The sequence below is a fragment of the Streptomyces sp. A 4/2 genome (assembly GCF_940670765.1).
GTDB lineage: Bacteria > Actinomycetota > Actinomycetes > Streptomycetales > Streptomycetaceae > Streptomyces.
This window is the reverse complement of sequence record NZ_CALNVW010000061.1, coordinates 54,455-76,359: the sequence shown is the minus strand read 5'-3', so window position 1 is coordinate 76,359 and position 21,905 is coordinate 54,455. Positions and strand designations below refer to the sequence as shown.

The following is a 21,905-nucleotide window of genomic DNA, read 5'->3' as shown; positions in this document are numbered from 1 at the left end:
GCTACGCTGCGCCCTACATTTCTCCCTCTGGAGGTCATGGATGCTTCCCCAGGCTCTTCGAGCACGGCGACACCCCTCCCGCGCGGCTCGGAAGCTCTCGTATCTGGCGGTCGCCGCAGTCGTGCTGTCGGTGGGCGCGACCGTTCCGCCCTCCGCCCACAGCTCGCCACCGGGGAAGGCGCCGGTAGCGGTGGGGTACGGGGGAGCGGTGTCGAGTGTCGACCAGGACGCGTCGGCCGCCGGTATCGAGGTGCTCCGGCACGGCGGCAACGCGGTGGACGCGGCGGTGGCCACGGCCGCCGCGCTCGGCGTCACCGAGCCGTACTCCTCGGGCATCGGCGGTGGCGGCTACTTCGTCTACTACGACGCCAAGTCCCGTCAGGTGCACACCATCGACGGCCGGGAGACCGCGCCCCGCACCGCCGACTCCTCGCTCTTCCTGGAGAACGGCAAGCCGCTGGCCTTCGCCGACGCGGTGACCAGCGGGCTGAGCGTGGGGACGCCGGGAACGGCCGCCACCTGGGACTCCGCCCTGCGCTCCTGGGGCAGCAAGCCGCTCAAGGAGGTACTGCGGCCGGCCGAACGGATCGCCACGGACGGGTTCACCGTCGACGCGACCTTCCGCGGCCAGACCCAGGACAACCAGGACCGCTTCGCCGACTTCCCCGCGACGGCGGAACTCTTCCTGCCGGGCGGCCGGCCGCCGGCCGTGGGCTCCACCCTGAAGAACCCCGACCTGGCGCGTACGTACGAGGAGTTGGGCCGCAAGGGGGTCGGCGAGCTGTACCGCGGCAGCCTGGGCGAGGACATCGTCCGTACCGTCCGCAAGCCGGACCTCGCCCCCGGATCGACGCGCAACGCGCGCCCCGGAGACCTGACGGCGAAGGACCTGCGCGCGTACGAACCGCTGCACCGCGCGCCGACGAAGGTCTCCTACCGCGGCCTCGACGTGTACGGCATGGCGCCGTCCTCCTCCGGGGGCACCAGCGTCGGTGAGGCGCTCAACATCCTTGAGCGCACCGACCTGTCGAAGGCGTCGGAGGTGCAGTACCTGCACCACTACATCGAGGCGAGCCGGATCGCGTTCGCCGACCGGGGGCGCTGGGTCGGCGACCCGGCCTTCGAATCCGTACCGACGAAGGACCTGCTCTCCCAGCGGTTCGCGGACTCGCGGGCCTGCCTCATCAAGGACGACGCGGTGCTCACCAGTCCGCTCGCACCGGGCGACCCCCGGCACCCGGAGGACTGCGGGACGAGCGGCAAGGCGGCCCCCACCACCTACGAGGGTGAGAACACCACCCATCTGACGGTGGCCGACAAGTGGGGGAACGTCGTCGCCTACACCCTCACGATCGAGCAGACGGGCGGCAGTGCGATGACCGTCCCCGGCCGCGGCTTCCTGCTCAACAACGAGCTGACGGACTTCTCGTTCGCCCCGGCGAGTCCGGCGGTCCACGACCCGAACCTCCCCGGTCCGGGCAAGCGCCCGCGCTCCTCGATCTCCCCGACGATCGTCCTCGATGCCGGGAAGCCGGTCCTGGCGGTCGGCTCCCCGGGTGGCGCGACCATCATCACCACGGTCCTGCAGACCCTCCTCGGGCATCTCGACCGGGGGCTCCCGCTGGTGGACGCGATCGCCGCACCGCGCGCCAGCCAGCGCAACGCCGCGACCACCGAACTCGAACCGGCTCTGTACAACAGCCCGTTGAGGAGCCGGCTGGAGGCGCTGGGGCACTCGTTCACGCTGAACCCGGAGATCGGCGCGGCCACGGGAGTGCAGCGGCTGCCGGACGGCCGCTGGCTGGCAGCCGCCGAGCCGGTACGCCGGGGCGGTGGCTCGGCCATGGTGGTCCGGCCCAGCGGCAGGCCCTGACCAGGCATCCGTGACCTGCCCGCCCGGACAGCGGGCGGGCAGGTCAGAGCGCGGTGAGGATGCGCGGGCCCGCGGAGGTGATGGCGACGGTGTGCTCGACGTGCGCCGCGCGGCTGCCGTCCAGGGTGCGCAGGGTCCAGCCGTCACGGTCCGTGTAGTAGCCGTCCTCACCGCCGGCGATCAGCATCGGTTCGATCGCCAGGACCATGCCGTGGCGCAGCGCCACACCGCGGCCCGGCCGGCCCTCGTTGGGGACCCCCGGGTCCTCGTGCATGGACCGGCCGACGCCGTGGCCGCCGAAGCCGTCCAGGATGCCGTATCCCGCGCCGCGGCAGACGCTCCCGACCGCGTGGGCGATGTCACCGATGCGGTTGCCGACGACCGCGGCTGCGATGCCCGCGGCCAGGGCCTGTTCGGCCGTTTCGATGAGGCGTACGTCGTCGGGGCGGGCCCGGCCGACCGTGAAGCTGATGGCCGAGTCGCCGACCCAGCCGTCCAGGATGGCGCCGAAGTCCGCGCTGACGAGGTCGCCGTCGCGGAGCCGGTAGTCGTCCGGGACGCCGTGTACGACGGCGTCGTTGACGGACATGCAGAGGACGGCCGGGAACGGGGCGGACGCGAAGCCCGGCTGGTAGCCGAGGAACGGTGAACCCGCTCCGGCCTCGCGCAGCACGGCGTGCGCGGTCGCGTCGAGTGCACGGAGGGTGACCCCGACGCCCGCGGCGGCGCGGACCGCCGCCAGTGCGCGGGCGACGACGCGGCCCGCCTCCCGCATCGCCTCGAGGGACTGGTCTGTCTTGATATTGATCATGCCAATTACTATACCGGCCCGAGCGGTATTAGAATGACGGCATGGTCCGTACCCCTCTCACCCCCGAAGAGCACGCACGCGGCGAACGGCTCGGCCGTCTGCTCCGCGACGCGCGCGGCACGCGCACCATGACCGAGATCGCCCTCGGCGCGGGCATCTCCGCCGAGACGCTCAGGAAGATCGAGACGGGCCGCGCCCCGACCCCGGCCTTCTTCACGGTCTCCGCGCTGGCCGCGGTGCTCGGACTGTCCATGGACGAGATCGCCGCGAGCTGCGTACTGGTGCCCGTGTGACCGGCGTACCCGTGATCCGCACGCCGCGCCGGGCGGCCCGGGTGGCGGTGCTGGATCCTGCGGGTGCGGTCCTGATGCTGCGCTACGACAACGAAGAGGTCGGCGTGCACTGGGCGTTGCCGGGCGGTGGCCTCGAACCCGGCGAGAGTTTTCTGGCGGGGGCCCGGCGGGAGGTGCGCGAGGAGACCGGGTGGGGTGATGTCGAACCCGGCGCGCTGCTCTGTACCTGGGAGCACGACTTCACCCGGGCCGGCGTGCCCGTGCGGCAGTTCGAGCACATCCATCTCGCCCGGGGGCCGCGCCGGGACCTGGCGGGGGACCTGGTCGAGGCGCATGCGGCGGACGGCATCCTCGGCCGGCGCTGGTGGAGCCCGGACGAGCTGGCCGGGGCGCCGGAAGCGCTCTGGCCGCCCCGGCTGCCCGCGCTGCTCGCCTCGTACGCGCCGGGAGCCGACCCCGTCTACCTCGGGTACGTGGCGAATTCGCCCCGGTGAGTGCGCCGGACTGACCGTGCCTCGGCGGAGGGCGGTCCCCACCTGCTGGTTTCTCGCCTCCCGGCCGCCGCCGTGAACATCGCGGCGCCTTGGGGGCGCTTTCGTGTGCGTACTGCGGCCGATCCGGCTCGCAATTCGACCGCCGGGCCGGGCTGAAGTGATCGCCGCGCGGCGAAACGTGATCGACTCGGCCGGTTAACGGCGATGGTCTTGCCCCAGTCTGTGACGGGGCTTACGTTCTCCTCCTACGCAACCCGTCTACGTGCGTAGAACGTTCGTGGCGCCCTGTTGAAGGAGCTGCTCATGTCCCATGCCGTACGCGCCGCACTGGTCCAGGCCACCTGGACGGGCGACACCGAATCCATGATCGCCAAGCACGAGGAACACGCCCGCGAGGCGGCCCGGCAGGGCGCGAAGATCATCGGGTTCCAGGAGGTGTTCAACGCCCCGTACTTCTGCCAGGTGCAGGAGCCCGAGCACTACCGCTGGGCGGAGGCGGTGCCGGAGGGGCCGACGGTCCGCCGGATGCAGGATCTCGCCCGCGAGACCGGCATGGTGATCGTCGTCCCGGTCTTCGAGCGTGAGCAGTCCGGCTTCTACTTCAACACCGCGGCCGTCATCGACGCCGACGGCTCGTACCTCGGCAAGTACCGCAAGCACCACATCCCCCAGGTCAAGGGCTTCTGGGAGAAGTACTACTTCAAACCGGGGAACCTGGGCTGGCCGGTGTTCGACACCGCCGTCGGCAAGGTCGGCGTGTACATCTGCTACGACCGCCACTTCCCGGAGGGCTGGCGCCAACTCGGCCTGAACGGTGCCCAGATCGTCTACAACCCCTCTGCCACCTCGCGCGGCCTCTCCGCCCACCTCTGGCAGCTGGAGCAGCCCGCGTCCGCCGTCGCCAACGAGTACTTCGTCGCAGCCATCAACCGGGTCGGCCGGGAGGAGTACGGCGACGACGACTTCTACGGCACCAGTTACTTCGTCGACCCGCGCGGCCGGTTCGTCGGGGACGTCGCCAGTGACAAGGAGGAGGAACTCCTCGTCCGCGACCTCGAGCTGGACCTGATCGACGAAGTGCGGCAGCAGTGGGCGTTCTACCGGGACCGCCGCCCCGACGCGTACGAAGGACTGGTGCAGCCGTGACAGATCTGTACAGCCGCCACCTGGCCGTCCTTCCCGACTGGCTGGCGACCTACTACCGGCAGCCGATAGAGATCACGCACGGGGAGGGCCGGCACGTCTGGGACGCGGCGGGCAACCGCTATCTCGACTTCTTCGGCGGCATCCTCACCACCATGACGGCGCACGCCCTGCCCGAGGTCACCAAGGCGGTCAGTGAACAGGCGGGCCGGATCGTCCACTCCTCGACGCTCTACCTCAACCGCCCGATGGTGGAGCTCGCCGAGCGGGTCGCGGCGTTGTCCGGGATCCCGGACGCCCGCGTCTTCTTCACCACCTCGGGCACCGAGGCCAACGACACGGCCCTGCTGCTGGCCACGGCGTACCGCAGGTCCCACCAGATCCTCGCGATGCGCAACAGCTACCACGGCCGTTCCTTCTCGGCCGTCGGCATCACCGGCAACCGGAGCTGGTCCCCGACCGGCCTCTCCCCGCTCCAGACGCTGTACGTGCACGGCGGGGTCCGTGGCCGGGGCCCGTACGCGGCGTTCACCGACGCCCAGTTCATCGAGGCGTGCGTCGCCGACCTGGAGGACCTGATCGGGCACACCCACGACGTGGCGGCGCTGATCGCCGAACCGATCCAGGGCGTCGGCGGTTTCACCGCCCCGCCGGACGGGCTCTTCGCCGCGTTCCGTGACGTGCTCGACCGGCACGGCATCCTGTGGATCAGCGACGAGGTACAGACCGGCTGGGGGCGCACCGGCGACCACTTCTGGGGCTGGCAGGCACACGCGGAGAACGGCCCGCCGGACATCCTCACCTTCGCCAAGGGCATCGGCAACGGCATGTCCATCGGCGGGGTCGTCGCCCGCGCCGACGTCATGAACTGCCTCGACGCCAACTCCATCTCGACGTTCGGCGGCTCCCCGGTCACCATGGCGGCGGGCCTCGCCAACCTCACGTACCTCCTGGAACACGACCTCCAGGGGAACGCCCGCCGGGTCGGCGGCCTCCTGCTGGAGCGGCTGCGAGCCGTCGGCGCCCGGTCACCGCTCGTCCGGGAAGTCCGCGGCCGGGGACTGATGATCGGCATCGAACTGGTGAAGCCCGGCACGGACGAGGCGAACCCGGAGGCGGCAGCGGCCGTGCTGGAGGCAGCGCGTGAAGGCGGACTGCTGATCGGCAAGGGCGGCGGCCACGACACGAGCGTGCTGCGCATCGCGCCCCCGCTCTCGCTCAACGTCGCGGAGGCGGAAGCGGGCGCCTCCATCCTCGAACAGGCACTGAACGCGGGTTGACCGGGGGGCCGGAAGCTCACAAGCGGACCAGAGAGGGAACCCACCACCATGAGTACCCGCACCTTGATCCGCGGCGGTCTCGTCATCACCGCCGCGGAGGAGACCCACGCCGACGTCCTCATCGAGGACGGCCGCATCGCCGCACTCGCCGCGCACGGCAGTACCGCGTCGGAGGGCTGGACCGCCGACCGTACGATCGACGCCACCGGCAAGTACGTGCTGCCCGGCGGGGTCGACGCCCATACGCACATGGAGATGCCCTTCGGCGGCACCTTCGCGGCGGACACCTTCGAGACCGGTACCCGGGCCGCCGCCTGGGGCGGCACCACCACCATCGTCGACTTCGCCATCCAGTCGGTCGGCGGCTCGCTGCGCGAAGGGCTCGACGCCTGGTACGCGAAGGCCGACGGCCGGTGCGCCGTGGACTACGGGTTCCACATGATCATGTCCGACGTGAACCCCTCCACGCTGAAGGAGATGGACCTCCTGGTGGGGGAGGGGGTGACCTCCTTCAAGCTGTTCATGGCCTACCCCGGGGTGTTCTACAGCGACGACGGACAGATCCTGCGGGCGATGCAGCGGGCCGGGTCCAACGGCGGGCTGATCATGATGCACGCCGAGAACGGCATCGCGATCGACGTGCTCGTGGAGCAGGCGCTGGCCGAGGGCCGTACCGACCCGCGCTACCACGGCGAGGTGCGCAAGGCCCTGCTGGAGGCCGAGGCCACCCACCGCGCGATCAAACTCGCCCAGGTGGCCGGGGCCCCGCTGTACGTGGTGCACGTCTCGGCCGACGAGGCGCTCGCCGAGCTGACGAGGGCCCGCACCCAGGGGCTCGACGTCTTCGGCGAGACCTGCCCGCAGTACCTCTTCCTCTCCACGGACAACCTCGCCGAACCGGACTTCGAGGGCGCCAAGTACGTCTGCTCCACGCCCCTGCGGCCACGGGAGCACCAGGAATCACTCTGGCGCGGACTGCGCAGGAACGACCTCCAGGTCGTCTCCACCGACCACTGCCCCTTCTGCTTCACCGGGCAGAAGGAACGGGGACGCGGCGACTTCTCGAAGATCCCCAACGGCATGCCCGGCGTGGAGAACCGGATGGACCTGCTCCACCAGGCAGTCGTCGACGGCCACCTCTCCCGCCGCCGCTGGATCGAGATCGCCTGCGCCGGCCCGGCCCGGATGTTCGGCCTCTACCCGAAGAAGGGCACGATCGCCCCGGGCGCCGACGCCGATGTCGTCGTCTACGACCCGCATGCCGAGCAGATCATGTCCGCCGAGACGCACCACATGAACGTGGACTACTCGGCCTACGAGGGCAAGCGCGTGACGGGGCGGGTCGAGACCGTGCTGTCCCGCGGGGTCCCGGTGATCGACCGTCGTGCGTACGTGGGGAAGCCCGGACACGGGGTCTACCTGCCGCGGGGACTCTGCCAGTACACCAACTGAAGGCGTCATGGCGCCGCGGTCGGGGCCGCGGCGCCACCTCGAAGGGACCCCCGGTCACCACCGAGGCTTCGCCGGGTCGAAGTCCGGGTGGAACCGCCGCATGTACCCCGTGTCGTCGCGTCCGGTGATGCCCTGCCGGAGGTAGTTCTCGTGCAGCCGGGCGAGCGCATCCCGGTCCAGCCGCACGCCGAGCCCCGGCGACATCGGCACCGGCACGGCCCCGTCGACGAAGGTCAGCGGGTTCTCCACCACGTCGACGCCCAGCTGCCACGGCGTGTGGGTGTCGGCTGCGTAGGACAGCTGCGGCAGCGCCGCGCCGAGATGGGTCATCGCGGCGAGACTGATCCCGAGATGGCTGTTGGAGTGCATCGACAGGCCGAGGCCCCAGGTCTCGCAGATGCCCGCCAGACGCACGGACTGCCGCAGCCCGCCCCAGTAGTGGTGATCCGACAGGATGACCTGGACCGAGCCGCGTTCGACGGCCTCGGGGATGTGGTCGAAGGAGACCACACACATGTTGGTGGCCAGCGGCATCCCGGCGGTCTCGGCGACGGCGGCCATGCCGGCCAGGCCCTCGGTCGGATCTTCGAGATATTCCAGCAGGCCCTGTGTCTCGGCGGCGACCCGGCGGGACGTCTCGACGCTCCACGCCGCGTTGGGATCGATGCGCAGCGGCAGCGTGGGGAACTCCGCGCGCAGCGCGCGAATGGCGTCGAGCTCCACGTCGGGAGCGAAGACACCACCCTTCAACTTGATCGACCGGAAGCCGTACTGCTCCACCATCGTCCGGGCCTGGGCCACGATCCCGGCAGGGTCGAGTGCGGCGCCGAAGAGGTCCGGTCCGTCGCCGGGATGCTGCGCCCACTTGTAGAACAGGTACGCCGAGAAGGGCACCGCGTCGCGTACCCGGCCGCCGAGGAGATCGTGGACCGGACGGCCGATCGCCTGGCCCTGTACGTCGAGGCAGGCGACCTCGAACGCGGAGAAGACCCGCAGCGACACCTTCTCCGGACCCATGCCGCCGGACGGACCGAGCTTCTCCGACGGCGCGTCAGCGGTGCCGAGCAGCCCGTCCACCACGGACCTGATGTATTCGGTACGGAACGGGTCCAGCCCGATCAGCAGCGGCGCCACCGTACGCAGCACCGCCAGGTGCGAGGCGTCGCCGTAGGTCTCGCCGAGCCCGATGAGCCCGTCCCCGCAGTCGATTTCGATGATCGCGCGCAGGGCCCACGGCTCGTGGCAGCCCACGGCGTTGAGCAACGGCGGATCAGGGAACGCGATGGGGGTGATGCGGATGTCGACGATCGTGGGGTGCCCTGACGGGCTCTGCGGCTCCATGAGGCCCTTCCTCGTACGGGAATCAGTGGTCATGCGCGGGACTCCTCCAAGCGACGGAGCGCCGTGCGCCCGCGGTCCACGAGGGACGCGAGTTGTGCGACGTGGTCCGGGGTGGCCTCGACCAACGGCGGCCGGACCGGACCGACGGCCAGACCGGCCAGCCGCGCACCGGCCTTGACCAGGGAAACGGCGTAGCCCGGCACGCGGTCGCGCAGCGCGGCGAACGGCAGGTAGAACTCCGTCAGAAGCGTCTGCTGCGCCACCTCGTCGCCGTCGCGCACGGCCCGGTGGAACGCGGTGGCGATGTCGGGGGCGAAGCAGTGCACCGCCGAGGAGTAGCTCTCCACGCCGATCGCCGCGTACGCCCGTGCGCTGAGTTCCGCGGTCGGCAGGCCGTTGAGGAACCCGAACTCGGCGGCGCGGGGGTGTCCGCTGGTACGCACGGCGGTGACCAGGCGCAGCATCGCGTCCACGTCACCGCGGCCGTCCTTGATGCCCGCGATGTTCGGGATGTCGAGCAGTTCCACCGCGGTGGCCGGATCGAGGACCGCGTTGGCCCGCTGGTAGACGGTGATCGGCAGCGGTGTGGCCGCGGCGACGTAGCGGATGTGGCGCACCAGCCCCTGCGGGGTGGACGTCAGCAGATACGGGGGCATCAACAGCAGCCCGTCGACGCCGCATTCCTGCGCGGCCAGCGCGAACTCCCGTGCCACCCGCGGGCCTCCGCCCGCCCCGGCGAACACCGGTACGCGTCCGGCGGCCTGCTTCACCGCGGTGGCCACGACCTGCCGGTACTCGTCGAGCCCGAGCGCGGGGAACTCGCCGGTGCCGCACGCCACGAACAGCCCGCCGGGTCCGGCGGCGATCTGTGCCTCGACGTGAGCGGCGAAGACGTCCAGGTCGACCTCGTCGGCTTCGTCGAAGGGAGTCAGAGGGAAGGAGAGCGGTCCCGGGAGGCGCGTTGTTCGTTCATCGCATTTCACGGTATTCATGGATGAATCTCCACTTCAAGGGTTGCCTCGGCCGCGGCGGTGCCCGGCCGACTGTGACGAGTACGAGCAGATGGCAGTGATCAGCGGACGGCCGTCACGAGGTCCGCCCCAGCGGAATGGCGCACCAGTCGCCTCCGAGCCGGGGTGCGATCGGGTCGGTGGGGTCCGGCGGCCCGCACTCGGCGAGCACCTCGGGCGCGAACTGCTCGGCGTCGTCGAGCGGGTGGTAGCCGATCGCCTCACCTTCGGCCGGGCTCACCCAGCCCCGGGTGTTGCGGCTGACCCCCCAGACGATCCGGTAGCCGGGTTCGCGGCAGCTCAGGCAGGCTTCGACGAGGCGGTGCCCGTCGGCCGGTGACAGCCAGGTGGACAGCCCCCGGATCCCGTTCGGCTTCGGGAACCAGCTTCCGATGCGCAGACAGATGACGTCCATGCCGAAACGGTCGTGGTACAGGCGCCCGGCGGACTCGACCGCGGCCTTGCTCCAGCCGTACAGGGTGTCCGGGCGGGCCGTGACGTCCGCGGCGACCGGAGTGCCCTCGTACGGGTGGAAGCCGACGGCGTGGGTCGAGGAGGCGAGGACGACCCGGGGCACACCGGCCAGCCGGGCCGCCTCCAGGAGGTTCAGCGTCCCGCGCACGTTGCGGTCCAGGACGTCGTCCAGGGTGGACTCGGCGCTCTGGCCGCCGAGATGGACGATCGCGCTGACGCCCCGGCAGGCGTCCAGCAGCGCCTCGGTGTCGGTGAGGGAGGCGATCACGGTCTCCTCCGCACCGCTCCCCTCGACGGCGGGCGGCGTGGCGATGTCGAGGAGCCGCAGCGTGCGGCCCTCCCGCGCGGCCAACGGCCGCAGCAGCGTGCCGACCTTGCCCGCGGCGCCCGTGAGCAGGATCCGGGTGGTATCGGTGGAGCCGGTGGCATGCGCGCCTTGCCGGGGCATGCGGAACCTCCAGATGTCGTTCGATGCGTGGCTGAGCCGCGTCCACGGCCGGCAGCGGCCCGGCCTTCCGGGCACGCCCCGGCGCCGGGGCGGCGATCGGGTGGCCGGGCCGTGGCCGGGCCACCCAAGTCGGTGCCGGGACAGGAAAGTTCAAGGGAGTGACCGGCGAACGCGTCGCTCACGTAAGCCAGTTCATACGCCGGTTCACGTACGCCAGTTCACGTACGTCGGTTCAGTTACGCAGGGGGCGACCCGTACCGTTCACCGCGGAACTGGGTGAACACGGTCGCGGTACGGATCGCGCGCGGCTGCCGGGTGCGTCCGGACGGTCCTATGCGTCGTGCTGCGACGGCCCGGCCGTACCGGTCGCGTGGCGGCGGAAGGCCTCCGCGGCCTCGTCCTCCCGGCCGTTGACGAGTATGTCGAGCAGGCGTGCGTGTTCGTCGACCAGCTTGTCGCGGCTGCCGGTGTAGAACGGGTTGGACACCACGCGCAGGGTCCAGAGACTGGGCTCCATCACCTCCCACAACCGCGGGAGCAGGTGGTTGCCGCTGGCCTGGCAGACGAGGCGGTGGAAGGCCATGTCGCTGTCGCGGAAGCTGCTCGGGTCGTCGTGCAGGACCGCCTTGCGCATGTCGTCGACCACGGCGTTCAGCTGGTCGACGTAGCCCTCGGCACGGCGCTCGGCGGCGGCTCGGGCCGCGAACTCCTCCAGCAGACCGCGCAGTCCCCTTGCCTGCTCGGCCTGCTCGATCGAGATGCTGGCGACCCGGCTGCCCAGCCGTGGCACGTGAGTGACCAGGCTCTCGTGCACCAGCCGTTTGACGGCCTCGCGCACGGGAGCCTGGCTGATGCCCAGGCGCTTGGCGATGTCGGATTCGACGATCCGCTGATCCGGCGCCATCTCGCCGCTCAGGATGGCCGAACGCAGCAGTCGGTACACCCGGTCGGACAGCAGCCCGCCGGACGTCATGCCTCTGTTCTGTTCGAGCAGATCGTTCAGACCAGTCATCAGTGCTCCCTCTGCCGCATCATTGTCGTCCTGCCGGTGGCGGACGTGCCCGCCGGATCGAGTCCGTAGGCCCCGATGGCCGTTCCGCCCCGTACTGCCTCGGCCTCGTCCGTGGTCAGTCCGCCCAGTACACGGGCCGTGGCCCCGGCCACATCCTCGTACGCCGACCACTGGGTGCTGACCGGCCAGTCGGATCCGAACATGAGCCGGCGCGGCCCGAACACGTCCAGCAGCACCCGAGCCACGGCATCCATGGATACACCGTCCGGTTCGGCGATGGCCTTGCCGAGTCCCGACAACTTGCATACCACGTGGGGCAGTCGGCCCAGTGGCGCCAGCTGCGCGGCCCACTCCGTGAGGCCGTCGCGCCGTACGTCGACGGCGGAGATCGCGGCGTGGTCGACGACGAACCGCACCTGCGGCAGATCCCTGGCCGCCGCGTGTGCCTCGGGCAGGGTCCCGTGGCCCAGCAGCAGATCCACCGTCAGGCCCCGCTCACCGAGAGCCGCGAGTGAGCGCCGCACCTGGGGCAGTCCGAGGCGGGCGCCGTCGCCCGCCCCGACCGGGTCACGGACCCCGACCAGCGCCGAACCCCCTTCCTCCGCACGCAATGCGTCGATCGTGTCCACAGCGGACGGATCGGCGAGATCCGCGTGGACGACGACTCCGGCGAGCCGGGCGGACCGCGCGGCCAGACCCAGCAGCCAACGGGCCTCGTCCACGGTCCGCCCGGCCTGCACGACGACAGCCGACACGGGTCCGGCGGCCGTCGTGAGGTCGTCGAGGAGGAAGGGGCGGTGCAGTTCACCCGCGGACCGCAGCCACGCGTGGTCGTGCAGGCCGGGGTCCCACAGGTGGACGTGGGCGTCGATGGCGGTCACGGCGTCGGCACCTCCTGCGGGAGCAGCCCCGCCGCGCGCAGCTCCGCCCACAGATCGGCGGGGACGGTGGTCTGCGCCATGGCGAGGTTCTCCAGCACTTCATCGGCCGTCCTGGCTCCGACGACCAGCGTGGACACGGCAGGATGACCCCACCCGAACTGCAGGGCCGCCGCCTTCAGCGGCACCCCGTGGCGGGCACAGATCTCCGCGATGGCCAGTGCGGCGGCAACCTGGTGCGGCTCGGCAGCCCGGTAGTCGTACTTCGCGCCTGGCCGTGGATCGGCCAGCAGGCCCGAGTTGTACACCCCGCCCAGGACGACCCCGACACCGCGGGCCTCGCAGGCGGGCAGCAGGCCCGTCAGAGCGTCCTGGTCGAGGAGGGTGTACCGGCCGGCCAGCAGCACGCAGTCCACGTCGACCCGCGTGACGATCCGCTCCAGCATGGCGCTCTGGTTCATGCCCGCGCCCACCGCCGACACCACGCCCTGCTCCCGCAGGTCGACCAGGGCGCGGAAGGCCCCCGCGAGGGCCTCCTGCTCGTGGTGGTCGGGGTCGTGGACATGCGCGATGTCCACCCGGTCCAGGCCGAGCCGGGTCAGGCTCTCCTCCAGGCACCGCATGGTGCCGTCATAGGAGAAGTCCGGCTCGGCCCCGTCGTCGGTGAGGAGATATCCGACCTTGGTCGCGACGACGACCTCGGACCTGGGCACCCCGGCCAGCACCTGGCCGAGGCGCTGTTCGGACACGCCGTGGCCGTACCGGGGCGCGGTGTCGAACAGGCGCGTCCCGCCGGCCAGCGCGGCACGCACCGTGCCGGCGGCGTCCTGCTCCGCAACCGCCTCGTACAGGTTGCCCAGGGGCGCACAGCCCAGGCCGAGCCTGCCGACCGTGAGACCGGTGCGGCCCAGCACACCCGGGCCCGAGACCTGATTCATCGCTGCGACGACCGCTGCTGGTCGCGCCACTGCTCGTACTCCGCGCGCGACTCCGAGGTCAGCGGGTAGTAGTTGCCGAGCCGGGCGCCCTGGTCGAGCCGCATCCGGCTGAACACCTCCCACTCCTGGTGGTCCTGGGCCGTGGCGACCACCTCCGGCGCGGTCGCCTGGGGGACGACGACGGCGCCGTCGTCATCGGCGACCACGATGTCGCCGGGCAGGCACAGCACCCCGCCGGCGGCAACCGGCACGTCGTACGCCCAGGGGAACAGCTCCGACTGGGAGGCGTAGTGCGGGGTGGTGCCGGTGCACCAGATCGGCACGCCGAGCTCGCGGACCCGAGGAGCGTCCCGGATCCGGCCGTCGACGACGATGCCGGCGCCGCCCTTGCGCTTGAAGTAGCGGACGAGCATGTCGCCGACGCAGCCGCTGAACGCCGACCCGTACGCCTGGATGACGAGGACGTCACCGGGCTGTACCGCCTCCAGCACCGCCCACAGGGCGGTCTGGCGCTCGACGGCCTCCTGGGCCAGGCCGCTGGCGATGTCCTCGCGCTGCGGCATGAACTGGAGCGTCAGCGCCGAACCGGCGATCTTCTGCCCGGTCGCGAGGGGCTGCGGCCCCTCCATCCACGTGCGCCTGATGCCCATGCCGTGGAGCTTCGCGCACGCGGTGGCGCTGCTCACCTGGCCCATCTGCCCCACCAGTTCGGCATCGGCCCGCTGGTACGCGTCACCGCGCACCGGGAGGGGAAACACCGGCTGGGCCTGTTCATCGGTCGTCATTCTGCTTCTCCTGGAATCGGTCGAACGTGGGGTGGCTCGGGGTGAATTGGTGGCGCCGGACCTGCATGGACAGGCCGAGCCGGGTCCCCGGCGGCAGGACCACCAGAAGGTGGTTGTCGTGCACGTCGATGCGCCGGGTACTGGTCGTGAACTCATCGGCCCGGTAGGCGCGGTTCGGGCCGGGATAGCCGTCGTCGAGCTGGTCCACCACGACGTGGTCGATGCCGTCCTCGGCGAACGCGCCGGCCTGTACGACCACACGCCGCTCGCGCGTATTGCTCAGGTTGACCAACTGGACGCCGACCCGGGTCTCGTCGAGCTCCTCGACGAGGGCGGCGACGTCGGCCGGCAGGCCGGGACGGCTGCGGTCGGCGTCCCAGTAGCGCACCCGGGTCTGCTGGAGCCCCCCGTTGTAGGGGGCGGCGGGCGCGCCGGTGGTCAGCTGCACCAGGATCTCGGTCACCACGGGATTGAGCCGCTGCCACCAGTGGATGTCATCGGTGCGGACCGACGACGCGTCCTCGTGGACGAGTGCCATCCTGCGGGCGACCTGCCCCAGCGCCATGCCGAGGGCGCGCGCCGGGTAGTCGGGGTTGCGGCCGTCGAGGTAGGCGAGCCACGGAGCTTCGTGCCCGGCCTCCTCCTTGTCGCGGAAGGCGTGCACGGTCGTCCAGTCGTAGCCGCACTCGCGCTCCACCTGGTCGAGCCGCTGCCGGTCCTGCGGGTCGCCGGAGCACCACCAGATCCAGGCCGGGAAGGCGATCTGCAGCGGCTGGTGGTCGAACCAGCCGTGCATGCCCTTCCGGTAGGGCACCAGTTGCAGGTCGGCGTCGGCGTCGGGCCCGAGGCGCTGGAGCCAGGTCGAGGCCATGCTGGATTCCCCGTCACGGACCGGCCCGCGCGTCGCCTCTTCCAGCACCCGGTCCAGTGGGGCGCGGGCCAGGTCGAACCACGCGTCGTCGCCGGTGACCAGCGCGGCGTTCATGGCCGCGATGAGAGCGACCGCGCCGACGCTGTGCAGACCGTGCGGCCAGGTCCAGCCGTACGAGCCGCCGTACCAGCGGCCGTCGTGCAGCTCACCGACCTCCCCGGAGGGGCCCACGTTGTCCGGGACGATGCCGTCCGCGGCGGCGGCCCGGTCACGCCAGGCCTGCACGTAGTCGACGAGCCAGTCGCGGTACCGGTCCTCGCCCGTGTACAGCCACGCGTTGGCGATCAGCGAGGTGGACGCGAGGTTCACCGCGACGTCGCCGTCGCCGAGCCGCCGGTCCATCGCCTCGCCCATACGCCGCGCGTTGGCGGGGTCGGCCAGGTCGTCCCAGCTGTCGATGCCGGGCAGATCCTCCAGCGGCAGGCCGTACGGCTTCATGTTGGTCAGTTCCGCGCCGTACCCCTGCGCCCATCCCTCGTCCACGCCGCGGCGCGGCCCGCCGGCCCCCGTGTGCGGGGCCGTGATGATCCGCCGCGGGCCGTCGACATTGCCGACGGGCGAGGTGGGCAGGTAGAGCTCGGCGAAGCGCAGCGCCCGCCGGCGGAACGTGTCGTCGGACGGGTCGGCCGCGCAGATCCCGTAGAACATCAGCAGCGACTCGCCCTGGTGGAACCAGTCGTACCCGCGCTCGTACTCGTCGACCAGGAACCCGGCTTCGGACAGCTGCCGGGTGACGCCGTTCCAGTGCTTCTTGCTGGCGTCGAGCAGGTCGTCCGACCCGCCGAGCATGTACAGCATCGGCCAGTTGAAGAACGGCTCGTAGAAGTCGTCCGCCCCGTCACGGCCTTCCAGTACCCCGTCGAAGCGCAGCCCGCCCTCGGGGTGGCAGTACCGGTCCTCGAAGACCCGCCATGCCTCGTCCAGTACGGAGAACAACTGCCGTTGCAGTACGGCCCAGGCGGGCGGTTCGCAGGCCGGCACGGACGCCGTCACGCTCACCATGTGCTTGCCCACGGTCATCCCTTCGTCGCGCCGGCGGTGAGGCCGCCGACGATCTTGCGCTGCATGATCACGAAGAAGATCAGCACCGGCGCGATGGCCAGCAGCAGCGTCGGATAGACCACGGACAGGTCGGTGGTGTGCAGACCGATCGCGGAGTACACGCCGGTCATCACCGTGTACAGACCCGATGTCGGGCCCAGCACGATCTGCGGGTTCACGAAGTCCGTCCAGACCCCGATGGTGTGCAGGACGATCGCGGTGACCACGACCGGCTGCATCAGCGGGAAGATCACCTGCCAGAAGGTGCGCAGCCGGCCCGCGCCGTCGATCTGCGCCGCCTCGTCGAGCTCCCGGGGGATGGACTTGATGTAGCCCACGAACAGGAACATCGACAGCGGCAGGGTCAACGTCGCCTCGTACAGGACGAATCCGGGGATCGTGCCCATCAGGCCCGTGAAGCGCAGCACGTAGATCACCGGGATGACCAGGACCTGCCCGGGGATGAACAGCCCGGCCAGGAACACCAGCAGCATCCCCTTGTGCCACCGGCGGGTACCCCGGGCGATGACATAGGCGGCCGGCCCGGCCAGGGCCAGGGACAGCACGTTGACCAGCACCACGAACATCACCGTGACGCCGAACGCCTTGATGATGTTGTAGTCCGGTGACGACAGTGCCGCTCGGAGATGGTCCGTGGACAGCACTCCCGGGGCGGCGGAGAACGGCCGTTGACGGATCGCCGACTCCGGCTTGAACGCGTTGACGATCACGAGGTACAGCGGCACCAGCATGACCAGGGCGAAGAGGCCGAGCATGACCGAGCCGACGCGACTGCCTGCTTTGCGGTTCACTGTTCCACCGCCTTCTCGCTGCGCTGGCGCAGCGCCACGACCACGATGGCGAGCACCGTGATGACGATCATGAGGACGATGCTCTGGGCCGAGGCGTAGCCGATCTTCCCGTTGAGGAACGACTCCGACAGGACCAGGTACGCGTACGTCTGCGTGTGGCCCGCCGGACCACCGTCGGTCATCGCCAGTACCAGGTCGTAGACCCGCAGCAGTTGGACGAGTACGAGGACCACGTTGATCGTCACCGTGGGTGCCAGCATCGGCAGCACGACCTGGCGGAACGTCTGCCAGCGTGAGGCACCGTCGATGCGCGCCGCCTCCAGGAGCGACTCGGGGATCGTCTGCAGCCCGGCCAGGTAGAGGACCACGTTCACCCCGAACGTCGACCAGATCACCACGAAGACGACCGATGCGAGCGCCCAGTGAGGATCGGACAGGAACGGGATCTTCGAGCGGTGCGCGGCGCTCAGGAGCGTGTTGATGGCTCCCTCACTGCTCAGGATGGCCGACCACAGGAAGCCGATGATGACCGCGCCGAGCACGTGCGGGTAGAAGAACAGACCCCGCAGTATCGCTTTGACGCGCCCCTCGCCGTTGAGCATGACCGCGAGGCCCAGACCGAGGACGTTGCAGGCCACGGTGCCGACCACCGCGATCACGAGCGTGACGTACGCCGCGTTCTTCACGCCCGGGTCGTGGAACAGCTGGACGTAGTTGTCCAGGCCCAGGGATTTGTAGCTGTCGGAGAAACCGTCCCAGTCGGTGAAGCTGAGCCGTCCGGCGACCACGACGGGGATGAGGATGAAGGCCACGACCGCCGCCAGTGCGGGGCCGACCATGAAGATGCTGGACAGGCTGCGGGCGGCGCGTACGCGCAGCGGGCGCGGGGGAGTGTGCTGAGTGCGACGGGGGCGCTCCTGGACCGGCGGGTTGTCCGACGGTCCAGAAGCGGTGAGCGTCGCGTTACTTGGGCGCATTCGCGGACCACCACTTGTCCATGGCCCCCGCCACCTTGTCCGCCGACGTTCCCAGATACATGCTCTGGACCTGGGTGTTGAGCTCGTCGGGGAAGCCCGCCGGTGACGAGTTGTCGCCCAGTCCCGGGCCGATCGCGACGGTCTTGCCGCCGGCGGCGTCGAGGAGCTTCGCGATGTCGTTGGTCAGCGGGGTGGCCTTGTAGCTGTACCCGGTACGGAAGTTGCCCTCCGCGCTCAGTCCCTTCGTGACCGCCTTCTTGTCACTGACCAGGTACTTGACCAGGTCGATCGCCTCGGCGGTGTGCTTGGAGCTCTTGAGCACCGAGTACGGCATGGCCGGGTTGGCGGCCTGCGGCGGCGTGGAGCCGTCGAACGTGGGCACGGGGAACACGCCCGCGTCGAAGCCCGGCTTCGCATCGGCGAGCGAGGCCGCCAGCCAGTTGCCCATGACCATCGTCGCCGACTTGCCGGCGGTGAAGTTGTTGATCATGTCCTGGTACTTGATGCCGTTGGCGTCCTTGGGAACCAGGCCGTCCTTGATCCAGGACTGGTAGACGTCGAGGAACTTGGCGTAGTTGCTGCCGGCGAAGGTCACGGAGCCCTTGTTCCGCTTCGCGTACCACTGCGGCTCGGTGTTCATGACGTTCGGGTTGGCCATCATCAGGGCCTGCGCGCCGGTGGTCCACTCGCCACCGGTCTGCATCGGCGTGTAACCGGCGCTCTTCAGCTTGCGCAGCGCGGCGGTGAACTCGTCGAACGTCTTGGGCGTCGAGGTGACACCGGCCTTGGTGAAGGCGTCCTTGTTGTAGAACACCAGCGACTGGAGCTGGACGCCGGTCCCGGCCATCCAGACCTTGCCGTCCAGTTTGGACGCCTCCGCGAACGGTGAGTCCTTCACCCACTGCGCGTCGGGCAGCGGTGCCATCTGTCCGGCGAGAGCCGTGTTCTGCCCGCCGGCGAGGATGTCGGGGGGGCTGCCGGCGGCCAGTTGCTGCTTCAGCGTGTCCTCGATGCCCCTGCCGGTGGGCGCCTCGATCGTGACCTTCACTCCGGGGTGATCGGCGACGTACCCGGCCACCAGGTCCTTGTAGAACTGCTTGGTCAGCACCGGAGTGATGTTGACCAGCATGCGGATGTTCTTGCCGCCGCCTGCTGAATCGGTGCCGGTCGAGCAGCCCGTGAGCAGTGCGGCGGATATGGCGAGAGCACCCAGTTTGACCAGATGCCGGCGAGAACCCGAACCCATCGAACCCTCCATCGAACGCTTATCGCTTATCGCTTATCGATAGCGACCTCACCATCGGGGAAGTTCCGGGCAGCGGTCAAGGGTTGGCAACAGCAGCGTTACCTGTTCGCAACCTGCGAGGGGTGTGAACTCGGTTTCTTGCGGCGGGTTTTGAAAGATCCCTTGACACGCGCCGCCGCCGACCCGCTACTTGGCGCTCAGCGATTATCGATTAGCCGGAGCATCGCGTAACGAGGGCTCGGCCGGAGGCGCTGTTCGCCCCGGATCGAGGACCCGGTTCCGGTAGGTATCTACGAAAGGGCACTACATGTCCAGATTCTCGCGACGTGATCTTCTCAAGGCCGCCGGGGCCGTCGGCGTAGGCGCGTCCGCAGCCTTCGTCGCCGGGCCGGCCTACGCCGGTACCGGCGCCCGCCGGGGCCGGGCCGAGGACCAGAAGTCCTTCTTCGTGGCTACGGACGGGAAGGACTCGAACCCGGGTACCCAGGCCGCGCCGTTCGCCACGCTGGAGAAGGCGCGCGACGCGGTCCGCGCCTGGCGGGGGGCGGCCCGTGGCCGTGCCACGGCGCCGGTGACCGTCTTCCTCCGGGGCGGCACGTACCGGCGGACGCAGAGCTTCACCCTCGACGCGCGGGACTCCGGTACACCGGGCGGGCCGGTCACCTACGCCGCGTACAACGGCGAACAGGTCCGGCTCGTCGGCGGCGTGGACCTCCCCGCCACCGGGTTCGGGGCGGTCACCGACGAGGCGATCCGCGACCGGCTCCCGGCCGGCTCGCGCGACATCGTCCGCGAGTTCGACCTGAAGGCGCTCGGGATCACCGACTACGGCCAGATCGTCCAGGCCGGCTACGGCCTGCCGCGCTCGGTCACCCCACCCGAACTCTTCTTCAACAGCGAGGCGATGACCCTCGCCCGCTACCCGAGCACCGGGTTCCTCACCACCGGCCAGGTCCTCGACCCGGGCGGGAACCCCCGTAGCGTCCTCGGCGACCCCGACAAGATGGCCGCCGAGTTCGCCAAGGGCGCCACGTTCAAGTACACCGACACCCGGCCGTCGACCTGGGCCGACACCAGCGACGTGTGGATGCAGGGCTACTGGTTCTACGAGTGGGCCGACGGCAACCTCCAGATCAAGGCGATCGACCCGGCGGCGCAGACGATCTCCACCAGGACCGCCAGCATGTACAGCGTCAAGGCGGGCCAGCGTTACTACTACTACAACGTGCTGGAGGAGCTCGACTCTCCTGGCGAGTGGTACCTCGACCGGTCCACCGGGAAGCTGTACCTGTACCCGCCGAGCGACCTGTCCGGCGCTTCGGTGCAACTGTCGCTGCTGGCCGACCCGATGGCCGTCCTCGACGGCTGCTCGAACGTCACGTTCTCGAACCTGGCGTTCGAGGGGTCGCGCAGCGACGGCATCGTCATCACCGACGGCACGTCCAACACGGTCGAGGGCTGCACCCTGCGGCTCCTGGGCGGTCGCGCGGTCGCGATCGGTGACTCAAGCGTCTCGGCCGGGCCGCGCGGCGGTTCGGACAACGAGGTCCGCGGCTGCCACATCCAGGCCACCGGCCAGGGTGGCGTCGCCCTCGCCGGCGGTGACCGGGCCACCCTCACCCCGGCGAACAACCGGGTGGTGGGCAACGAGATCCACGACTACAGCCGCCTCCAGCTGACGTACAGCCCCGCGGTCGAACTCGCCGGTGTCGGAAACCATGTGGCCAACAACCACATCTACGATGCGCCGCACGTCGCCATCGTCTTCCGCGGCAACGACCACGTGATCGAGTACAACGAGATCAACGACGTGGTGAAGGAGACCAACGACGCAGGGGCCATCTACGCGGGCCGGGAGTGGACCGGACGCGGCACGGTCATCCGCTACAACTTCCTGCACGACATCGTGGGCAGCGGCGGGTCCCTCTTCGCCTCGGGCATCTACCTCGACGACTGCTTCTGCGGCACGACCGCGTTCGGCAACATCTTCTACAAGGTCGACACCGCCTTCCAGATCGGCGGCGGCCGGGACAACACCATCAGCAACAACATCATCCTGTCGTCCAGCCACTCGGTGACGCTCGACGAACGGGGACTCAACTGGGCGGCGGGGGACCTGGCACCCGGCGGCGCGTGGGGGATGTACGACCTGCTGGCCGCCGTTCCCTACCAGCAGGAGCCGTGGCGGACGCGCTATCCGCACCTCGTGACCATCGCCGACGACCAGCCGGCGTACCCGAAGTACGACGTCGTCGAGTACAACGCGCTCTGCTCCGTCCCCGCGCTGAGCATCGCCCCGTCCGCGCGCACGTACGGAACGGTCGACCACAACCTGACACTCACCGCCGACCCCGGCGTCGTGACGGTCGTGGACGGGAAGCCGACCCTGGGCAACGACGACGTGATCGCCGCTCAGCTCTCCGGCTACCAGCGGATACCCATGGACCGGATCGGGCTCGACGCGAACCGTGCGACCGGGAGCCACCGTCCGGGACGCCGTCCGGGCCGAAGCCGGAAGATAAATTAGTAATTAATCTTGACGGTGGCCCGGTTGCCCCGTCAGGCTGTACCAGCGGAACGAGGGGTCCGGCCGCCTGGGTCAGGAGGCCGGACCCCGTGCCGTGGGCGCGTCGGCGGAGTCCTACGCGCACCACCGCACCGAGCCG

The 21,905-nt window shown here is 70.2% G+C and carries 19 protein-coding genes; 7 read left to right on the top strand and 12 right to left on the bottom strand.

The annotated features are described in order from the left end of the window. Positions 1-40 precede the first annotated feature (40 nt). Complete coding sequence (gene ggt, locus NBY69_RS35900) at positions 41-1,873, top strand: gamma-glutamyltransferase (RefSeq protein WP_250306469.1); 1,833 nt, start codon at positions 41-43, stop codon at positions 1,871-1,873. Positions 1,874-1,916: 43 nt separating this feature from the next. Here the strand turns inward: ggt and map are convergent, their stop codons facing one another. Continuing rightward, positions 1,917-2,684, bottom strand: coding sequence for a type I methionyl aminopeptidase (gene map / locus NBY69_RS35895; RefSeq protein WP_250306468.1), 768 nt, complete (start codon positions 2,682-2,684; stop codon positions 1,917-1,919). A gap of 41 nt (positions 2,685-2,725) precedes the next feature. Between map and NBY69_RS35890 the strand changes: the two genes are divergently transcribed. From NBY69_RS35890 to hydA, 5 genes are all read left to right on the top strand, one after another. Then, positions 2,726-2,977 (top strand): helix-turn-helix domain-containing protein, encoded by a 252-nt coding sequence (locus NBY69_RS35890; protein ID WP_250306467.1) that lies wholly within the window; start codon positions 2,726-2,728, stop codon positions 2,975-2,977. Next, entirely contained in the window at positions 2,974-3,471 is a 498-nt protein-coding gene (locus NBY69_RS35885) for an NUDIX domain-containing protein (RefSeq protein WP_308409522.1), read from the top strand. The genes NBY69_RS35890 and NBY69_RS35885 overlap by 4 nt, the downstream gene beginning before the upstream one ends. 303 nt (positions 3,472-3,774) lie before the next feature. Continuing rightward, a complete protein-coding gene (locus NBY69_RS35880; protein WP_250306465.1) occupies positions 3,775-4,617 on the top strand; it encodes a nitrilase-related carbon-nitrogen hydrolase in 843 nt (280 codons plus the stop codon). Next, positions 4,614-5,894, top strand: a complete 1,281-nt coding sequence (locus tag NBY69_RS35875) for an aspartate aminotransferase family protein (protein ID WP_250306463.1) — start codon at positions 4,614-4,616, stop codon at positions 5,892-5,894. Before NBY69_RS35880 ends, NBY69_RS35875 begins: the two co-directional genes overlap by 4 nt. A gap of 48 nt (positions 5,895-5,942) precedes the next feature. Next, positions 5,943-7,346 (top strand): dihydropyrimidinase, encoded by a 1,404-nt coding sequence (gene hydA / locus NBY69_RS35870; protein ID WP_250306462.1) that lies wholly within the window; start codon positions 5,943-5,945, stop codon positions 7,344-7,346. Between the two features lie 54 nt (positions 7,347-7,400). On the opposite strand, the gene NBY69_RS35865 is transcribed toward hydA, so the two are convergent. The 11 genes from NBY69_RS35865 to NBY69_RS35815 all read right to left on the bottom strand — a co-directional run bounded on the left by NBY69_RS35865 (position 7,401) and on the right by NBY69_RS35815 (position 19,239). Beyond that, the gene (locus NBY69_RS35865) at positions 7,401-8,687 is read right to left on the bottom strand and encodes a glucarate dehydratase family protein (RefSeq protein WP_250306486.1); all 1,287 of its coding nucleotides are present in this window, start codon (positions 8,685-8,687) and stop codon (positions 7,401-7,403) included. Between the two features lie 29 nt (positions 8,688-8,716). Continuing rightward, positions 8,717-9,679, bottom strand: a complete 963-nt coding sequence (locus NBY69_RS35860; protein WP_250306460.1) for a 5-dehydro-4-deoxyglucarate dehydratase — start codon at positions 9,677-9,679, stop codon at positions 8,717-8,719. Between the two features lie 94 nt (positions 9,680-9,773). Continuing rightward, positions 9,774-10,619 (bottom strand): NAD(P)-dependent oxidoreductase, encoded by an 846-nt coding sequence (locus NBY69_RS35855; RefSeq protein ID WP_250306458.1) that lies wholly within the window; start codon positions 10,617-10,619, stop codon positions 9,774-9,776. Between the two features lie 331 nt (positions 10,620-10,950). Further along, positions 10,951-11,631: a GntR family transcriptional regulator gene (locus tag NBY69_RS35850; RefSeq protein ID WP_250306456.1), complete on the bottom strand. Its 681-nt coding sequence runs from the start codon at positions 11,629-11,631 to the stop codon at positions 10,951-10,953. After that, positions 11,631-12,512 (bottom strand): amidohydrolase, encoded by an 882-nt coding sequence (locus NBY69_RS35845; RefSeq protein WP_250306454.1) that lies wholly within the window; start codon positions 12,510-12,512, stop codon positions 11,631-11,633. The genes NBY69_RS35850 and NBY69_RS35845 overlap by 1 nt, the downstream gene beginning before the upstream one ends. Then, positions 12,509-13,447 (bottom strand): aldo/keto reductase, encoded by a 939-nt coding sequence (locus tag NBY69_RS35840; protein WP_250306485.1) that lies wholly within the window; start codon positions 13,445-13,447, stop codon positions 12,509-12,511. The genes NBY69_RS35845 and NBY69_RS35840 overlap by 4 nt, the downstream gene beginning before the upstream one ends. Beyond that, on the bottom strand, positions 13,444-14,232 hold the full coding sequence (locus NBY69_RS35835; RefSeq protein ID WP_250306453.1) for a ribonuclease activity regulator RraA: 789 nt from the start codon (positions 14,230-14,232) through the stop codon (positions 13,444-13,446). Before NBY69_RS35835 ends, NBY69_RS35840 begins: the two co-directional genes overlap by 4 nt. Further along, on the bottom strand, positions 14,219-16,177 hold the full coding sequence (locus NBY69_RS35830) for a hypothetical protein (protein WP_250306452.1): 1,959 nt from the start codon (positions 16,175-16,177) through the stop codon (positions 14,219-14,221). Before NBY69_RS35830 ends, NBY69_RS35835 begins: the two co-directional genes overlap by 14 nt. A gap of 2 nt (positions 16,178-16,179) precedes the next feature. Beyond that, positions 16,180-17,016 (bottom strand): carbohydrate ABC transporter permease, encoded by an 837-nt coding sequence (locus NBY69_RS35825; RefSeq protein ID WP_250306451.1) that lies wholly within the window; start codon positions 17,014-17,016, stop codon positions 16,180-16,182. Further along, positions 17,013-17,993, bottom strand: coding sequence for a carbohydrate ABC transporter permease (locus tag NBY69_RS35820; protein WP_250306450.1), 981 nt, complete (start codon positions 17,991-17,993; stop codon positions 17,013-17,015). The genes NBY69_RS35825 and NBY69_RS35820 overlap by 4 nt, the downstream gene beginning before the upstream one ends. Next, positions 17,980-19,239 (bottom strand): ABC transporter substrate-binding protein, encoded by a 1,260-nt coding sequence (locus NBY69_RS35815; protein WP_250306449.1) that lies wholly within the window; start codon positions 19,237-19,239, stop codon positions 17,980-17,982. Before NBY69_RS35815 ends, NBY69_RS35820 begins: the two co-directional genes overlap by 14 nt. A 307-nt stretch (positions 19,240-19,546) precedes the next feature. Here NBY69_RS35815 and NBY69_RS35810 point away from each other — a divergent pair, with 307 nt between their 5' ends. Beyond that, positions 19,547-21,766: a right-handed parallel beta-helix repeat-containing protein gene (locus NBY69_RS35810; protein ID WP_250306447.1), complete on the top strand. Its 2,220-nt coding sequence runs from the start codon at positions 19,547-19,549 to the stop codon at positions 21,764-21,766. Positions 21,767-21,905: the final 139 nt, after the last annotated feature.